The organism is Burkholderia sp. HI2714, from assembly GCF_002223085.1.
In the GTDB taxonomy this organism is placed as follows: Bacteria; Pseudomonadota; Gammaproteobacteria; order Burkholderiales; family Burkholderiaceae; genus Burkholderia; species Burkholderia lata_D.
This window is the reverse complement of record NZ_NKFM01000056.1, coordinates 129701-146537: the sequence shown is the minus strand read 5'-3', so window position 1 is coordinate 146537 and position 16837 is coordinate 129701. Positions and strand designations below refer to the sequence as shown.

Below are 16837 nucleotides of genomic sequence, written 5' to 3'. Positions count from 1 at the left end.
CGCGGCATGCTGGTATTGCGTGCCGCGCTTGTGGCTGAGTTCACCGGCGCCGGGCAGCGGAATGTCGAGGCACGGCAGTTTCATGTCGATCTCCTCGCGAACGCAGTGCCGCTCACGCGCGGCGGGACGATGTTCCTGATCGATCAGACAGAGGCCGGGGCTTCGGCCGTCCGCCGGGCGGACAGCCGGCTCCACAGCAAGCCCGAGCGGCTGCCGCTGCGGCAATACGCGAGTACCGGCTTCTGCAGCGTGTCGACCAGTGCACCGAATGCGTCGATCTCCGCATCGCCGATGCCGTCGCGCTCGACCGGCAGGTAGCGCGCGTCGAGGCCCAGTTCGCGGGCCGCCGTGGCGATTTCGTCGAACGCCGGATGGGCGTCGCCTTCGCCGTCCGGCCGGTTGCAGATGACCGAGCGGAAGCCGGCATTGCGGATCGCCTTCAGGTCGGCCGGCGTGATCTGCCGCGACGCGGCGAACCCGTTCGCCGCTGTCGCACGACACTGTTCGATCGCGTGGCGGAAACAGGCGATCGCGAAGTCGACATCCTGCTCCGTCGTAAAGCGGCCGAAGCTCACGCGCACGGTGCGGCCTGCCGTTTCCGCATCGAGGCCGATCGCGGTCAGCACGTGGGACGGTGCGCCGCTGGTCGAGTTGCATGCGGACGTCGACGACACCGCGAGCGCTTCGCCGAGCATGAACGGGAAGAAGCCCGGCGCATTCACCGTCAGGCTCAGCGTGTGCGGGATGCGGCGCGCGGCGGCCGCGTTCTGCGTGACATCGCCGAGTGCGACCAGCGCGTCCGTCAGGCGCGCGCCGAGCGCCGCGATTCGAGCGGCTTCGCCGTCGAGCTTTTCAGCGGCCAGTTCGCAGGCAACGCCCATGCCGACGATCTGATGCGTCGCGAGCGTGCCCGAACGCAAGCCGCGCTCATGCCCGCCGCCATGAATCTGAGGGGCGATCCGGTCCGCGATGTCGCGGCGCACGAACAGCGCGCCGATGCCCTTCGGGCCGTACACCTTGTGCGCGGACATCGACAGCATGTCGATGCCGAGCGCGCGCACTTCGATCGGCGTCTTGCCGAGCGCCTGCGCGGCGTCGACGTGGAGCAGCGCGCCCGCGGCATGCACGATGCGCGAGATTGCGCCAATATCGGTCAGCGTGCCGAGTTCGTTGTTCACGAGCATCAGCGACACGAGGCCCGTATCGGGGCCGATGGCGGCGGCGACCGCGTCGGCGGTGATCTCGCCGTCGCGCGTGGGCGTCAGGAACGTGACCGTCGAGCCATGCTTCGCCAGGTTCGCCATCGTGTCGAGAATGGCCTTGTGCTCGATGCGGCTCGTGATCAGGTGGCGCTTGCCGGTCGCGTTTTCCGCATAACCCTTCAGCGCGAGGTTGTTCGATTCGGTGGCGCCCGACGTCCAGACGATCTCGTCGGCGTCCGCGCCGATCAGCGCGGCGACTTGCGCGCGGGCCTGCTCGACCTTGTCTTTCGCGAGCCGGCCGGCGGCGTGCGAGCTCGATGCGGGGTTGCCGAAGATGCCGTCGAAGCCGAGGCAGGCCGTCATTGCCTCGATCACACGCGGATCGGCGGGCGTCGTGGCGGCGTAGTCGAGGTAGTGCAGCGGGGTGGTGTCGCTCATGTCCTTCTCATGCTCGTTTCTTTCGGAATGGAAGAAATGATACGGGGGACAGAAGGGAAAAAGGATCTAAAGTCGGCTGGCGATTCAGCTTGATATGGAATAACGTTTTATCAGAATGTGGATTGGGGGAATTTATTTTTTTGGGGGCAGGCGGGTGCGATTTGCGTGTCCACGGCCCATTTTGCGAGGGATTGTCGAGATGCAGTATGAACTGACGACGTTGTCGTGTTTGCTGCTGGAGCAGGATGCCGTTTCGGCTGGGGCGCACCGATGGGTAACGGATCCGGGGGCCGCGGGGCGTCTCCTCGGCGCATGGCGTTCGGAAATCGGCGAATTGGGGCAGATCGTCGTGCTGCGAGGCTTCGACGAAATCGACGAACTGCAGCAGGAGCGTCGACGTGCGTTGATGAGCGGCGGGCCGTTCAATATCGGCGGTGCCCATGTGGGTCTCAGCATGGAAACCTACGAACTGTTTCCGTTCCTGCCCGAGATCGAGCCGTCGACACTCGGCAGGTTCTACGAATTCCGCCGCTATTGGCTCAAACCGGCCGGGATCGCGCCGACGATCGCCGCGTGGGAACAGGCCGTCGGCCAGGCCGAAGCCTATACGTCTCATCTCGTCGCGAATATGTACGCGATCGACGGCCCGCCTCGCATCGCCCATATCTGGGGGTTCTCGAGCCTGGAGGAGCGCATGGCATTGCGCGCGCGCCACTATGCCGAAGGGCTCTGGCCGCCCAAGGGCGGACCGCAGCAGATCGAGCGGGCCACGTCGACGATTTGCCTGCCGGAAGCGTGGTCTCCGCTGGGTTGAATTTTTGGTGAAGCGTCGAAGAGGTCGCGGAATGCCAGCGCGGCCTGACGGCCGGATTGCGGCGCCGGCACGCCGACACGCAACGCGATCGGCCGTGCCGCGAGCAGCATTCAGGGCTGCGCAGCGGACGCAGTGTGCGGAGCGTGCACGGCCTCCATGCCCTTGAGCAGTTCAACCATGCGCCGTTCGATGTCGTCATATTGGCGTACGATCTGCGTTGCGTCGGGATCGTGTATGCCGACGTCGCGCGTCGAGGAGAACGCCGTTCCGTGCACGGATTCGTACTGGATATCGATAGCGATATCGTTCGTGGCCAGCAACTTGAGCAAGATGGGCAGGCATGGAGGTGGCGCCTTATCCGACAAGGCCAGAAGCGGTACGATCTCGCCGGCTTTCAGCGGATCGTCGGGGCGCGGCCAGCCGGTCCTGAAGCATCCCGTGGCGCGGACGCCTGCATCGGACTGAACGCGCGACCAGATACTGGGGCCGAGGCCAGTGTATTTTCGGGTTCCGATCGTCACGGTCATACCCTTGATGATGGCCGGTCCGAGCCCTGCATTCGAAAGATAGATGCCACGCCTGTTTTCGGAGTCGTCGAAGTGCTGTGTTGCCACCACGTAGGGTCGGTACACGAGTTCGTTACTTTTCATCGCGTCGTGTGCGGACCACGCCGAAACGATGGAAATGCCGGCGGAGACGATCGATACGATCGTCGCGTACCGTGCCGCATCCGGATTGATCGAAAACTTCATGGGGCGTAAAAACCGGTGTGAGTTGGGTTTGAGAGAAGTTCCGGGGCGGGAATCGATCAGGTCGCCGTATCTTGTTCGTTCTGAATCGCCAATCGATAGGCATCCCGCACCCATGCCTGGAGTGCGGGCTCATATCTGGCCGGGATCGTGATCGTGAGGGTGGTGAGGCGCGTGCAGTTTCCCGGCAGCTCCAGATACCGCTGCCACACCTTCCGTACAAGCTGCGACATCGCGGAACACGTCATGCCGACTTCCGCCGCCACGGCCCGCTGCGATCGGCCCTTGACGAAAATCTCGTGCAGGGCCCACTGGTTTAAAGGCTGGATTCGTGTATTTTGCACGCGCAACAGGCGGAACTGTTCGGCAGTCATGCGTCGGGTCTTTTGCATTCAAACTCGCCCGGAAGTGTGAAGTGAAGAAATCAAGGTCGCGCCGCATGAAGTCTTGTGACCATCGAAGGCAGCGTCTCGATCTTCGACCTTGAAGGCCGTGTCGCCTTCGGCAATCGTGCAAGCGCCGTGAATCGGACACGAACATACGTCGCCAATGCGGGCGACCGAGCGCCCCATCACCTTGCTTTTTCGGGCGCCGGATTCGACCCGGCCGCCGTGGGTGTGCGTATCTTCTACCCGGATAATTCCCCGCATGGGATTCCGTCTTCCAAATGGTTTGAGGTCTGACGCGGCGATCACGCTCGGATGAAGCAATCTGCCGCGCCGGTGTGCATCACCATGAATAGCCTTGCATGCCGTAATTCGTATCGTGTCGGCGGCCCCACCACGGCAGGTAGGCGTTGTTGCCGCCGCGTGCGCGGAACCAGTCCTTGTCGGGATCGATCGGCGTGAGCTTCGACGGTGGCCGGACAACGACCGCGACCGGGTGATCTGGATCGGTCGTGCCGGCGACGAGTGCGTTGCCGCCGAAGTGATTGATCCGGCCGATGGCGAGCGCGACGTCGGTCAATGCGCTGCCGGTTCCCATGTCGCCGAGTAGGGCGGCCGTGTTGAAGGTCTGTTTGCGGTGGTCGTATTCGGGAAGGGTTTCGGTCAAGGTTTGTCCGAGCACGGCAAGACGTGCCGACGATGCGTCACTGCCTTTGCCTGCGTCGTGAACGATGTAGTTGAGGTCGGGGGCCGCGATGCCGGCGTTGCGTGCGGCTTGATCGATCGTTGCCTTCCAGGCCTGCACGATTCGCGTCGTACCGGTCTTCTTCGGAAAATCGAGTGTGTTACCGGTTGCCGCCTTGCCGATCCACGCGAGCGGTTCACGCTCGGTGTTGAAGGTTGGACCGGCGAGGAACAGCACGACAAGGTTCTCGTTGATCTGTGCGTCTGTGGGCGGGAAGTTGGGCGCGTCCCAGTTGATCGCCCATACGGTCTTGTCGGGGTTTTCCTGCAAGTAGTCCAGTGCCTTGTTCAGCGATGTAAAGCCTGCGTTCGCGCCGCCTTGGGTGATTTGCACGTCGGGGGGCGTGTCGCGGCTCCACATTTCTCGGAAATGCGGGTTGCCGATCGAGAATGACTTTCGAATTGAGTCGCGCAAGTAGCTTTGCGATTCAGCCGAATCAAGCCGATTCGGAATCGCAAGCTCAACATGAATTCCAGCCAATTCGCGCCACTCTCCTTTGTCGTTTGGTCCTACCGTGTAGAAATATTTTGGATTGGCGAAATAGCGTGAGCGAATTATTAGAGGGAACTCGAACATGTACTTGCGATAGAAGCCTCTAAATGTTTCCTTGCCTCTGTTTCCGTATGCGATACCAGCTACCGATTGCAAGGTGGTAAACGACTTCGGATCAGTGCGAACCATATCGTCATTCTTGTTTGGAACGGCAAGTCCTTGCGTCCACAACAATTGCCATTGGGTGGGGTAGTCCATGCGTTGCAATGGATTCAACCACATCAGGCCAACAACCTGTGCGACGAAGGGCTTCGCCGGTTCTTCGGCTGCCGGAGTTGCATTCTCTGCAGGCTGCTGGACAGGCCCGGCTTGTGCTGGACGCATCAGTGCGGTGATGAATAGAAACACCATGAGTGCAGCGAGGCCGGGTACTACAATGAATCGTTTCATCCAATCTCCTATCTCCAAATGTGCCGGGTTGGGTTGTTCTACGTGCGCCATCAGCGAGGCCATGAGTACGGTTGCGATCAGCCATGTCGAAACGGCGACGGCGACGCGTCGCGACCGTGTGACGATTAGAATTTTCAAATCACTCCCCCGACCTTCAGATAGAACTCGCCTTCACGTTCGTCCACAATCGCGTCGGGCATATTTCCTTCGCCTCTCACTATATGTACCCATTCCTGCACAGGCAGGTTGTCAATTTCACCGCGCGAGAAATATTCATAGTATTTTTTGTTCGAACTATCTTCTGGAATACCCTTGCCCATCCGCCAATCCGCTTCAATCCGCAGGTCATAGAGTTGCTCGGGCGTCAGATAGCAAACCCCGATCGCCACATCGTACGCAAGCGCCTTTTTCGCATGCTCCGGATTGGTCATCGTCGTGGAGTGATTCGTCGGGCTGTTGGTCGAGCCACGATCGAGCCAATCGACAATCTGCTTGTCGCGCCATTCCTTGTAGCCCTCCGGCATTTCGCTCTTGCCGTCCTCGCCGATCACATGGCCATCACCATCGAGCCATTCCGTATTCAGCGTGCGCCGGGCCTCCATCCGCATCAACGCGCGGTCCTCGTAACGCTGTCCGGCTTCGCTCTCCGCTGTCCCTTGCGCGACGCTGGCATTGTTCTTCGCCTCGTACTGATCGTAGGGATCGTCCGCGCGCTTGTCGGCCTCGCTCTTGCTTGCATCGCGCCATGCGGCCGGAGGATCGTTGCCTTCGTTGAAGTCGCTTGTCGCATTGCCGTCCTTCGTTTCGATGGGCTTGCCGAACCGCAACGCCTTCGGCGTAAACGGTTCGTCGAGTGCCGGCGCGTCCGCCACCACGGCCCAATCCTTCGGCGGATTGGCGTTCACGCGGAACATATTCAATGCCGAGCTGATCTGGGTCACGAAAAACATGATCGGCGCGGATGCAAGCGTGGCCGCCACCCCGAACACGGACTCGTTTCCCTTGAGCGCACCGATGAGATTGAATTTTGCAGGCGGCGAAGGCGGATACCAGAATCCCGACGTCGTTCCCTCTTTGCCATGCCGCCAGTCGTCCTCCCGATATCGATAGCGTTTCTGCACGCCAACGTGGAAGCCGGAGGCAAAGACGCGCTGCGTCAGCACGCCGGGGACGCTGATATCGTTCAGCTCGTTCTCGTCGATGCCGCGCCAGCCGATGCCTTGAACCGTGACCGCCGAAATCACCTGGTCGTGTGGACAGCAATACGCGGTGACGCGACCATACGTCGATCCGTTCAGGCCGTGGCGTACCCGATCGTCTTGTGCTGCATAAGACTTCTTGCTGGTCGGCGATACCCGTTCGTTCGCCATGTCTTCATCGATCTTGTCTGCGGAAAGTTCATAGGCCTTCCGAGTGCCGATGATCGACAGAAACTTGCCGAACGTTTTCGTGCGGGCGGTGTAGGTCTGCCGCCCGCGACGGCCGCCACCGTCCCTGGTCGCGCGTTGCGACCAGGTATCCATAAACGTATCGGATGGATTCGGGCCGTCTGCGCGCGCAAGACTGTACGGCGCATTCGCCAGCACGTAGGCGTCGGCCACGCAATGCCCGCTACGTCCCCACGGATCTTCGACATCGGGTAGTGCATCGCCGAAGAAGGCTGCGGTAAGGCCCACGATGTTGCCCTGGCTATGGCACACGACGGTGATCGGCACGTCGGCCTGCATGCGGCGAATCGACTCGATCAACCTCGCAAGGCGCAACGCTGCGAGCACGCCATATGCGCGGGGTGGCGCGCGATACAGCGGTCGATTGGTCGGGTTGATCCCCTGGACGGTCAACCACCCGGCCGCGCGGTCGTCGAGGCCGCCGTGCCAGAGATCGGGCAGGCTCGCGCAACCGTTCGTGAACGGACCGCCGCCCCAATAGTCCTTCTCGTTCAGGAAAATCTTGTCGCCGTATTCTTTGAGTTCCTCGGCTGTCGCCCGATAGCCCCACCGGAAATGAATGACCGGTGAAAACGACGGATCGGGCTTGATGTAGTCGCCGGCCCAAAGCTTCGGATTCAGAAACCCGTCCGGCGTCACGCTTTCCGTGTACTTCGCGGGCACCAGCTGCCCGGCATCGATGCCGCGATACTTGAGTTGATCGTCCAGCCGCCCGAGCCGGCGATTCAGGCCATCACACAGCCCCTGCTCGGCGGCTTCGAACCATTCACCTTCGGAATTCACCCCATGCACGAAGATGACGATACCGGGCAACGGCATTTGCTTGATGCAGATCAGCCGAGTGCCTTTCGTCCACATCGCGACTCCTTCGCTCCGGCCGACGACGATCTGCGGCGGCTCCGGGCGCGGCGCAACCGCGTCGGGCACGCCGGTCTTCGCGGCATGCTCGTTGGTGCGGGCGTCCGCAGCCGGCCGAGGATCGAGAGATGAATCGGTCATACGGATTCCTGCGCTTGCGTTAAACATTCTTCTTGGTGAACTGCACCGCCAGCCTCTCGAACCGGTCGGTATCGATCTCCGGCAATTCCCCGGCCATGTCGGTCGTCAAATCCGACAGCGTTCCCGATGCCTTTCGAATCTGTCCTTCGAACCCCGGTGCCGCGTGACCGTCCGTTGGGCGGACCAGCTTCGGGATGCGGCCGAGCGGACGTTGATCGAATGTCGGCAAGTCGACGCTCATGCTGGCGGGGCCATCCCACGCATGGCCATCGGATTTCACGGTGAACTTGCCGGGGCATCCCAGTTCGATATCGCCCCCGTGCAGCTTGAGATACGCGCCGCCGGACGTGACGAATACGATTTCGTCGCTTGCCGTGCCAGCAAGCCTGCCGTCGGCCGCGGTCAACTGGATGTTTTTGCCGGACTCTATTTGCGTGTCGTCGTTCTGCGATTGAATGGCGACTTTCCCCTGATTCGCGATAACCGACACGCCGTTCCCATGCGCGAACATCGCGACGCCATGCCCGGCATGCAGATTGATCCGCTCGCCGCTCGTGATCTGCATGTGTTGTTGCGCAATCTGATCGATGTTTTCGCCCGCATACATGACGTGCGTTTTCGGCGTGACGTTCAGCGACCCCGCTTGCGCGCCGAACGCCATGAATGCGGATGCGTCACCCGTGGCACGGGATTCCGAACCGTCGGGTTTCCAGTGACGGAATGCGCTGGCGAGGTTGTCCTGGCCGGCCGTGTCGGCGGATTGCCCGCCGTGCTGGCCGGCGTAATCGCCGAGCGACTTGAACAGCTCCGTGCATTGGTCGAGCAAGTGAATCAGTTCATCGCGATCGAGCTGACCGCCGGTCGCGTGCGACCGCGCATAGGTCGTCAACAGCATGCCCCGGGCGGCGCGCAACGCCGCAGCGGCGTCGGTGCGCAGTTCCGCGCCTTCACCCCGGTCGCTCCCGTGTCCATCACGACGGGGCTGCGTCAGATAGCCGAGATTCAATTGGGTGTGCGCGTGTTCGCTCGCCAACTGCGCCGAAATTTGCGACGGCGTATCGTCCAGACGAAGCTGGTTGTACCGATGGCCGTTGATTTCCTTGGTCTTGATCCCGGACAAGTAACGGTTGCCGGGTAGCGAGCCGGTATCGCTGAAGGTCGCGGGCGGGTTCGCGCCGTTGCTCAGGATTCCGATGATCACCAGACGGTCCGGATCGCCCGACAGGCTCCCCAGCAAAACCTCCATGCCGACCCGAGGCAGGAAAAGCGTGCCGAAGTATTTCCCCGCCAGGCTTGCGCCGACGCGAATCGGCGCGCTGTCGCCGGCCAGGCCGGTCGTTCCGGCGCCTTGCGCGTGGGCGTGATCGACCGGGTCGTAGCCGTGAATCTGCACGCGCACGCGGCCGGCCTCATCGCAAAACACTTCCTCGCCCGGTGTGCCGACGATCGTGCCGGTGAGCAGGTGAACCGGCGGCACATCGATTCGCGGATCGTAGGAAGGCTTGAGCGGCACGCCGCGTCGCACGCACGTGAAACTGTTCTCATAGCGCGTGTCCGTTCGTTCCGATGCATCGGCTGGCGCCGGCGGAACGACTTGCGTCAGGTGACGGCTTGCCGTGAACAGCCCGTCTGCGCGAACTGCCAGGACTTTCGGCAGGTTGTTCCAGATATCGTGCCGAACCGACGTGACGACAAACTGGCGATGATCGGCGGGCTTCATATCCAGCTCGGGGTCGCCGGTCAACGTGAACCAGTGACCGACCGGCAGGTCGCGCACGCTGCTGATGCCTTCATGGCGTGCGGCTTCGAACTGATGCGCGAGCATCCGGTCGCGCGTGATGCGATCGTGATCGCTCCACGAATCGCCGACGTGCGGAATGTCGATCGCAACGTCGGTCAGCAGGTGCGCAAGATCGTTCCCCGACTCGCCCTGATCGATGCCGGTGACGGTCGTGGATTCGTCTACACGGGCTTTCTTGTAGTCCCACGACGGACGGCTGACTTTGCCGGGCGACAGACTTTGGCAGCATGCAAAGAGCGTCACCGTGTCGCGTTGCTCGACTCCGGCATCGCGCGGATGGACGCGGAGTGTGCCCGCCGGCGCTTCCGTCAGGCGATAGGGATCGTCGCAAAACACGAGTGTGTGTATCGGGCGTTCGTCGGCCGTGTCGCTCACCCCTCCGATCGGTCCCGCCTTCGCAAATACCGTGATGCCTTCCCGACGCTACAGACGCCGGATGAAGCGCGCGTCGGACTCGTTCACCTGCCGTGTCAGTTCGCGCACCGGATAGCGTTCGGCCTGCAATGCCGACAGGTCGAAATCGAATGCCTGCGCGAGTGCGGGGCTGCGATGTTTCCACTCATTCATCAGCGTCGCCAGAATGTCGATCACGCTGCACGATCGGAATAGGCGGGCGTTCGTGCGGCGGTCCATCAGCGACAGGGCGTCGCACACATGCAACTGGTACACGGTCAGTTCGCCGTCGGATTGACCGGCTCGCACGTCGCGCACGATCGCATTGATCGCTCGTATGCCACCCCGATCGGTCGTCAGCCGTACCGACACGGGCAGACCGAGAAACAGCGCAGGCGATAGATGCGCATGGGTGGACACGCAGGTCAGTTGCCCATCGATCCCCGATATCAACCCTTCGCGAATATCGGCGTGATGGAGCACCAGCAAATGGCCGACCGTGCGTTGCGCCAGCCCGAAATAGAGATCGACAGGCCGTTTGTTGCCGCCCATCAGACCGGACGCAAAATTTCGGAATGTACTTTCTATCGACATCACCGCAATCTCGTTATTTTCGTTCTCAATTCGGACTGGATCGAATTGTGGTTTCAGGTAAATAAAAAGAAGGTTATGGAAAATTCGCGGTGAAGAATATCAAACTTGTCTGCTGTAAGAAATGATTTGATATTTAGAGATGCTTTTTAGATTTGGAGGAGACTTTATTTGACATTCTTTGTGAGGAGTGAAGGGTTGTATTTAGTAATGGGGGTAAATATTTTGGATAAGAATTTATTGGTTTATCAAGGATGGGTGATTTGTTTTTCGTCGAAATAAATTGAATGGAGCGTGTAAAGAATGAGATTCATCCCATGTCTGAACGAGCTGCGTCGCATGGTGGTGTCGGAAAGGGGGATGAACAGGATTGCGCTGGTGCTCGTCCGGTGCATCTTGGTTTGCCCCTGTTTTTTCGCCTCCCGCTACCCGGCGGGCGGCTTCTGTGCACGCGTGACGTGAATGGCGCCGCGCGTGGATGCCCCGATGTCCATGAGGGAATTCCCCGTGACGCATGAGCGAGCGTCACTTCGACGCCGCGCCCGTTCGCTTCGCGCTTTCCCTTCGCCCCTTCCCGTGCACCGCCCGCGATTATTTGCGTTTCGCGAATGGCGCGTTCGCCGGTTGTTCCATACCCGATTGGCGGCCGTGCACCTATCGTGGTGACGTCGGCTGATTGAACCCAACGCGTCGCACCCGAACGCCAGCCGGCATTTCCTCGCGATTCGCGTCGCATACAAAAACCATCGGACCTGGCTCATGCGCAGGCGCTGCGGCGCGCGCAGGCGAACCTGTGTCCACGGAGACGGACATGAAAGCAAACGAGTGGGATACCTCATACGAATGGAAGGCGGTCACGCTGCTGGCGCTCGGCTTCGGGCTGGTCGGCCTCGATCGCTGGCTGATCGCGCCGCTGTTCCCTTCGATCATGAAGGACCTCAACCTGAACGCGCAGGACGTCGGCAACTGCATCGGCGTGCTCGGCCTGTCGTGGGGCATCTTCGCGGCGCTGATGGGCGGCATTTCCGACAAGATCGGCCGCCGCAAGGTGCTGATTCCGGCCATCATCGCGTTCTCGCTGCTGTCGGGCTTCTCGGGGCTCGCGGGCGGCCTGCTCGGGCTGATGGCGATTCGCGGCCTGATGGGCGTCGCGGAGGGCTCGTTCTGCCCGACGAGCTTTGCCGCGACGGCCGACGCGTCGCATCCGCGGCGGCGCGGGCTGAACCTCGGCCTGCAGCAAAGCGGCTTCGCGCTGTTCGGGCTCGCGCTGTCGCCGATCATCGCGACGCAGCTGCTCGGCTTCGTGTCGTGGCGCTGGGTCTTTGCGCTGGTGGCCGTGCCCGGCCTGATCCTCGGCGCGATCATGTTCTTCGTGATCCGCGAGCCGAAGGTCACGAAGGCCGTCGCGTCGGAGCATGCGCCGGCGTCGCTCGGCCATGTGCTCAAGAGCCGCAACATCCTCGTGGCGATGGCCGCGCTGTGCTGCGCGATGACCGGCGTATTCGTGCTCGGCGCGCTGCTGCCGCTGTACCTGACCGACTACCTGGCGCTCGGCACGCAGAAGATGGGCCTCGTCGTGTCGGCGATCGGCTTCGGCGGTTTTCTCGGGCAGTTCGGGTTGCCGGGCCTGTCCGACCTGGTCGGCCGCCGCCTCGCGAGCATCGTCGGCTTCGCGGGGACGGCCGTGATGCTCTACATTTTCCGCGGCCTCGGCCCGCAGCCGCTCGCGCTGTTCGGCGTGCTGTTCGTCGCGTCGTTCTTCACGCTCGGGCTGGTGTCGCTGCTGTCCGGCCCCGTGGCCACCGAGGCCGCGCCCATCGGGCTCGTGTCGACGTCGATCGGCGTGGTGGTCGGGGTCGGCGAGATCTTCGGCGGCGGCATCGCGCCGGCGATGGGCGGCTATGTCGCCGCACACTTTGGCATCCAGAACATTCTGTGGCTGCCGATGTGCGCGGTCATGCTGGGCATCGTGGTCAGCCTGCTGCTGAAGGAAACCGCACCGGCCGTGCTGCAGCGTCGCGTGGCGGTGCAACCGGAACTGGCGGCGGGCGAGCAATCGCGGTAAGGCCCCGTGCGGGCACGGCGGCGCATGCGCGGGCCGGCGTCATCGGCGATTGACATCGATTGGGTGACAGAGTGACGCTTCCAGCATGACCCAGCCCGTTATCCGCACGGGTAGACTGCCGGTTTCGCTGTCGAAAAAGGGCGCGGTATGGACCGGTTCCTGAGCATCGAGGCATTTGTCCGGGTGGCGGAGGCCAGCAGCTTCGCCGAGGCGGCGCGGCAGCTCGGCGTGACCAGCTCGGTCGTGACGAACCGCATCCAGCAGCTCGAGAAGTTCGTCAACGCGCCGCTGTTCCATCGCAGCACACGCCACGTGCGCCTGTCCGAAGTGGGCGAGGCGTTTTATCGCGAGTGCGCGGAGGTGGTGGGGCGCGTCAACGAGCTGACCGACCAGATGCGCGAGCTTCGCGCGACCCCGACCGGGCGGCTGCGCATCCAGATGCTGCCCGGTTTCGCGCTCGATCACTTCGGCGCGCCGCTGATGGAGTTCAACCGGCGCTACCCGGGCATCCAGCTCGACGTGATCGTCAATGACCGTGTCGTGGACCCTGTCGAAGAAGGGTTCGACATCGCGTTCCAGATTTTTCCGCCGATCTCCGAGTCGCTGATCGAACGGCGGCTGTTCACCGTCAGGCGCCTGTTTTGCGCGTCGCCCGCCTACCTCGATGCGCATGGTGCGCCACAACATCCGCGCGACCTGCTGCAGCACACCACCGCGCTCTATTCGGGCTATCCGTCGCGCAACCGCTGGACGATGACGCGCGGCGACGAAGTCGTCGAAATGGAGCTGCCGGGCATGATCCGATCGAACTCCGTGCACCTGCTGCGCGAGTATGCGCTGTCCGGCGGCGGCGTCGTTTGTCTGCCTACACTCGTCGCGAGCAAGGCGCTCGTTGCCGGCCGGCTGGTGCCCATCCTGACCGACTTCCAGCTCGCGCCGCTGAGCTTTGCCGCGGTTTATCCCGCCACGCAGCGGCAGGCGTTGAAGGTGAAGGCGCTGGTCGAATTCCTCGCGGAAACCATCGGCGACGAATCGCCGTGGGATCGTCCCCTTCTGGAGCGTGGCTGGGTGCGTTGAACCGCGCGGATTATTCGCGAAACGCAAATGCCGTAGTCGCCGTCCCGTGCCTTGTTGCGGTGGCCCGTTGCCCCTAGAGTGGAATCCAACAAGCGGTTCAACTCAGGAGACAGAAATGACCGACACGGCATTCCATACCGTCTTTGGCTCGCTCGACAGTTACAAGAAAGGCGAGATCGAAATCACGAGCGGCAGCGCTCAACACTACGCGTTCTCGAATGTCTTCGAGGTCGCATCGAAGTCGGCCCCTTATGAAAAGGTCGTCGCCGGCAAGAACCTCGAATACGTGATCGAAGTGCTGCGGACCGACGGCCAGTCGCCGTGGTTCGCCTGCGCGCACGACGAATTCGTGATCCAGATGGATGGCGAAGTCCGGATCGAATTCATCAAGCTCGATACGCCGCCGCAATCGGGGCGCGGCACCGTGAACGCCGGCACGCAACCGGCCGGCCGCAAGATGGGCTACGTCGTATTGCGCCAGGGCCATCAGGCGCTGCTGCCGGCCGGCTGTGCATACCGCTTCACCGCCAGCCGGCCGGGCGTCGCACTCGTGCAGACCGTCCTGGGCGAGCTGTCCGTGGAGAAGTGGGCCGACATCTGCCTGCACTGATTCGTCCGACCTCATTCGACACTTCCAGGAGACACGTTATGGCCACCCTCGACACTTTCGACACTTCCGCAGGCTTTGCCGCCGATCTGGTGCGATCGACCGAAGCCGATGCCGTCACCGGCTACCGCCGCTTCCAGCTCGGCGCATTCGAATTCCAGCGCGACGAGTATTTCGTGAAGATCAGCTGGCCCGCGAAAGGCCAGACCCGCACGCACGCGATGCCGGCGGACGCGTTCCTGCGCGCGATGATGCGCGACGTGGCATGGGGCTTCTTCTACGGCTGGGTGAACTTCGACCACGTATTCGGCACGCGCAATCACTACGGCAAGGTGGACATGTATGCGGGCACCTTCAACGGCATCCTGAAGGACGCCGGCGTGGACTACACCGAGACCTTCGAAACGCCCACGATCATGGCGACCTTCAAGGCGATGCTGCACGACTGGACGAACGAAGGCTTCGATCCGTTCGCGGCGCCCGAGGAAACCGGCACCGCGTTCGGACGCAAGCACGGCGAGAACGGCTCGGCGATCGAGCGCACGCGGATCGCGACGCGCCGCATGCCGGGCCTCGAAGGCGATTCGCCGCTGCGCGACGACCTGCCGGTCAACCGCGCGTTCCTCGACGTCGCGCAGGATGAACCGGAAGTGCATGTCGAGCCGGGCTTCGAAGGCGAGCTGCACGCGTTCAACCTGTTCAAGTACCTGTCGCGCTCGGACGTGACGTGGAATCCGTCGGTCACGTCGGTGTGCGGGCGCAGCCTGTTCTGCCCGACCACCGAGGAATTCATCCTGCCGGTGTTCCATGGCAACGACCGCGTCGAATGGTTCCTGCAACTGTCCGACGAAATCGTGTGGGACATCGGCGACAAGAACACCGGCGCGCCGCGCGCACGCGTGACGATGCGCGCCGGCGACATCTGCGCGATGCCCGCCGACATCCGGCATCAGGGCTACTCCACGAAGCGGTCGATGCTGCTGGTCTGGGAAAACGCGACGCCGAACCTGCCGCAACGCTACGAGAGCGGCGAGCTCGCGCCGTATCCGATCGCGTTCTGAGCGGCGCGTCAGTTTCCGCTTGCGCTTCACGCCATACACCGAGGACGATTCATGCAAACCCAACTCTTCATCGACGGGCGCTTCGTTGACGCCGTCGACCGCGGCACGATCGACGTGCTGAACCCGCACGACGGCTCCGTCATCACGAAGATCGCGGCCGCCACAGCGGCGGACGTCGATCTGGCCGTCGAAGCCGCGACGCGCGCGTTCCCCAAATGGTCGGCGCTGCCGGCCGCCGAACGCGGCCGCTTGCTGCTGCGCCTGGCCGACGCGATCGAGGCCAATGCGGAGGAGCTGGCGCAGCTCGAATCGCTGGACACCGGGCACCCGATCCGCGATTCGCGCGCGCTCGACGTGCCGCGCACGGCTGCGTGCTTCCGCTACTTCGGCGGCATGGCCGACAAGCTGCAGGGCTCGGTGATTCCCGTCGAAACCGGCTTCCTGAACTACGTGCAGCGCGCGCCGATCGGTGTCGTCGGCCAGATCGTGCCGTGGAATTTTCCGTTGATGTTCACGAGCTGGAAGATGGGCCCGGCGCTCGCGGCCGGCAACACGGTGGTGCTCAAGCCGTCGGAAATCACGCCGCTGTCGACGCTGCGCATCGTCGAGCTGATGGCCGAGGTCGGGTTTCCGGCCGGCGTCGTCAACATCGTCCCCGGCTACGGGCACACGGCCGGCCAGCGGCTCGCCGAACATCCGGGTGTCGGCAAGATCGCGTTCACCGGCTCGACGGCCACCGGCCGCCGGATCGTCGAAGCGTCGCAGGGCAACCTGAAGCGCGTGCAGCTCGAACTGGGCGGCAAGGGCGCCAACATCGTGTTCGACGATGCCGATCTCGACGCGGCCATCAACGGCGCCGCGTGGGCGATCTTCCACAACCAGGGGCAGGCGTGCATCGCCGGCTCGCGTCTCGTGCTGCACGAACGCATCGCGGATGCGTTCCTCGAGCGCTTCGTGGCGCTCGCGTCGTCGATCCGGATCGGCAACCCGCTCGATGCGAACACCGAGATGGGGCCGCTCACCTCGAAGCAGCACCTCGATCGCGTGCTGTCGTTCGTCGATGTCGCGCGTGAACAGGGCGGCCGTGTGCTCACCGGCGGCAGCGCGCCGCAGGACCCGGCGCTCGCCGACGGCTACTACGTACGCCCGACGGTCATCGAGGCCAAGCGCGCGACCGACCGCGTCGCGCAGGAGGAAGTGTTCGGCCCGTTCGTCACGGTGCTGCGCTTCGGCAGCGACGACGAAGCGCTGGCCATTGCGAACGCAACCGAGTACGGGCTGGGCAGCGGCCTGTGGACGAAGGATCTTTCCCGCGCACACAAGATGGCGTCGCAGATCAACGCGGGCATGTGCTGGATCAACTGCTACAAGCGCGTCAATCCGGGCAGCCCGTTCGGCGGCGTCGGCCAGTCGGGCTACGGCCGCGAGATGGGCTTCGAGGCGATGCACGACTACACCGAGGCGCGGTCGGTGTGGGTCAACGTCGACGGCAACGTGCCGCCGCATTTCAAGCGCTGAG

12 protein-coding genes and 1 pseudogene are annotated in these 16837 nt (G+C 63.0%); 6 read left to right on the top strand and 7 right to left on the bottom strand.

What is annotated here, in order from left to right:
• Positions 1-143: 143 nt before the first annotated feature.
• Complete coding sequence (locus tag CFB82_RS31270) at positions 144-1640, bottom strand: aminotransferase class V-fold PLP-dependent enzyme (RefSeq protein ID WP_089486588.1); 1497 nt, start codon at positions 1638-1640, stop codon at positions 144-146.
• Positions 1641-1839: 199 nt separating this feature from the next.
• Here CFB82_RS31270 and CFB82_RS31265 point away from each other — a divergent pair, with 199 nt between their 5' ends.
• Positions 1840-2454 carry an NIPSNAP family protein gene (locus CFB82_RS31265; RefSeq protein WP_089486587.1) on the top strand — a complete coding sequence of 205 codons (615 nt, stop codon included), beginning with the start codon at positions 1840-1842 and terminating at the stop codon, positions 2452-2454.
• Positions 2455-2564: 110 nt separating this feature from the next.
• Here CFB82_RS31265 and CFB82_RS31260 read toward each other — a convergent pair whose 3' ends face one another.
• From CFB82_RS31260 to CFB82_RS31235, 6 genes and pseudogenes are all read right to left on the bottom strand, one after another.
• Positions 2565-3206, bottom strand: a complete 642-nt coding sequence (locus CFB82_RS31260) for a hypothetical protein (RefSeq protein WP_089486586.1) — start codon at positions 3204-3206, stop codon at positions 2565-2567.
• 56 nt (positions 3207-3262) lie between these two features.
• The gene (locus tag CFB82_RS31255) at positions 3263-3595 is read right to left on the bottom strand and encodes a TrfB-related DNA-binding protein (RefSeq protein ID WP_179255476.1); all 333 of its coding nucleotides are present in this window, start codon (positions 3593-3595) and stop codon (positions 3263-3265) included.
• The gene (locus tag CFB82_RS31250; RefSeq protein WP_089486585.1) at positions 3596-3853 is read right to left on the bottom strand and encodes a PAAR domain-containing protein; all 258 of its coding nucleotides are present in this window, start codon (positions 3851-3853) and stop codon (positions 3596-3598) included.
• Positions 3854-3932: 79 nt separating this feature from the next.
• Positions 3933-5276, bottom strand: coding sequence for a virulence factor (locus tag CFB82_RS31245; protein ID WP_089486584.1), 1344 nt, complete (start codon positions 5274-5276; stop codon positions 3933-3935).
• A gap of 134 nt (positions 5277-5410) precedes the next feature.
• On the bottom strand, positions 5411-7723 hold the full coding sequence (locus CFB82_RS31240) for a T6SS effector phospholipase Tle3 domain-containing protein (RefSeq protein WP_089486583.1): 2313 nt from the start codon (positions 7721-7723) through the stop codon (positions 5411-5413).
• 19 nt (positions 7724-7742) lie between these two features.
• Positions 7743-10511: pseudogene (locus tag CFB82_RS31235) on the bottom strand (type VI secretion system Vgr family protein).
• Positions 10512-11319: 808 nt separating this feature from the next.
• Here CFB82_RS31235 and CFB82_RS31230 point away from each other — a divergent pair.
• From CFB82_RS31230 to CFB82_RS31210, 5 genes are all read left to right on the top strand, one after another.
• Positions 11320-12573, top strand: a complete 1254-nt coding sequence (locus CFB82_RS31230; RefSeq protein WP_089486582.1) for an MFS transporter — start codon at positions 11320-11322, stop codon at positions 12571-12573.
• A gap of 147 nt (positions 12574-12720) precedes the next feature.
• On the top strand, positions 12721-13650 hold the full coding sequence (locus CFB82_RS31225) for a LysR family transcriptional regulator (protein ID WP_089486581.1): 930 nt from the start codon (positions 12721-12723) through the stop codon (positions 13648-13650).
• Between the two features lie 115 nt (positions 13651-13765).
• Positions 13766-14260 carry a hydroxyquinol 1,2-dioxygenase gene (locus CFB82_RS31220; protein ID WP_089486580.1) on the top strand — a complete coding sequence of 165 codons (495 nt, stop codon included), beginning with the start codon at positions 13766-13768 and terminating at the stop codon, positions 14258-14260.
• Positions 14261-14298: 38 nt separating this feature from the next.
• Positions 14299-15318 (top strand): hydroxyquinol 1,2-dioxygenase, encoded by a 1020-nt coding sequence (locus tag CFB82_RS31215; RefSeq protein ID WP_089447029.1) that lies wholly within the window; start codon positions 14299-14301, stop codon positions 15316-15318.
• 51 nt (positions 15319-15369) lie between these two features.
• Positions 15370-16836: an aldehyde dehydrogenase family protein gene (locus tag CFB82_RS31210; RefSeq protein WP_089486579.1), complete on the top strand. Its 1467-nt coding sequence runs from the start codon at positions 15370-15372 to the stop codon at positions 16834-16836.
• The last annotated feature ends 1 nt before the right edge of the window (position 16837 follow it).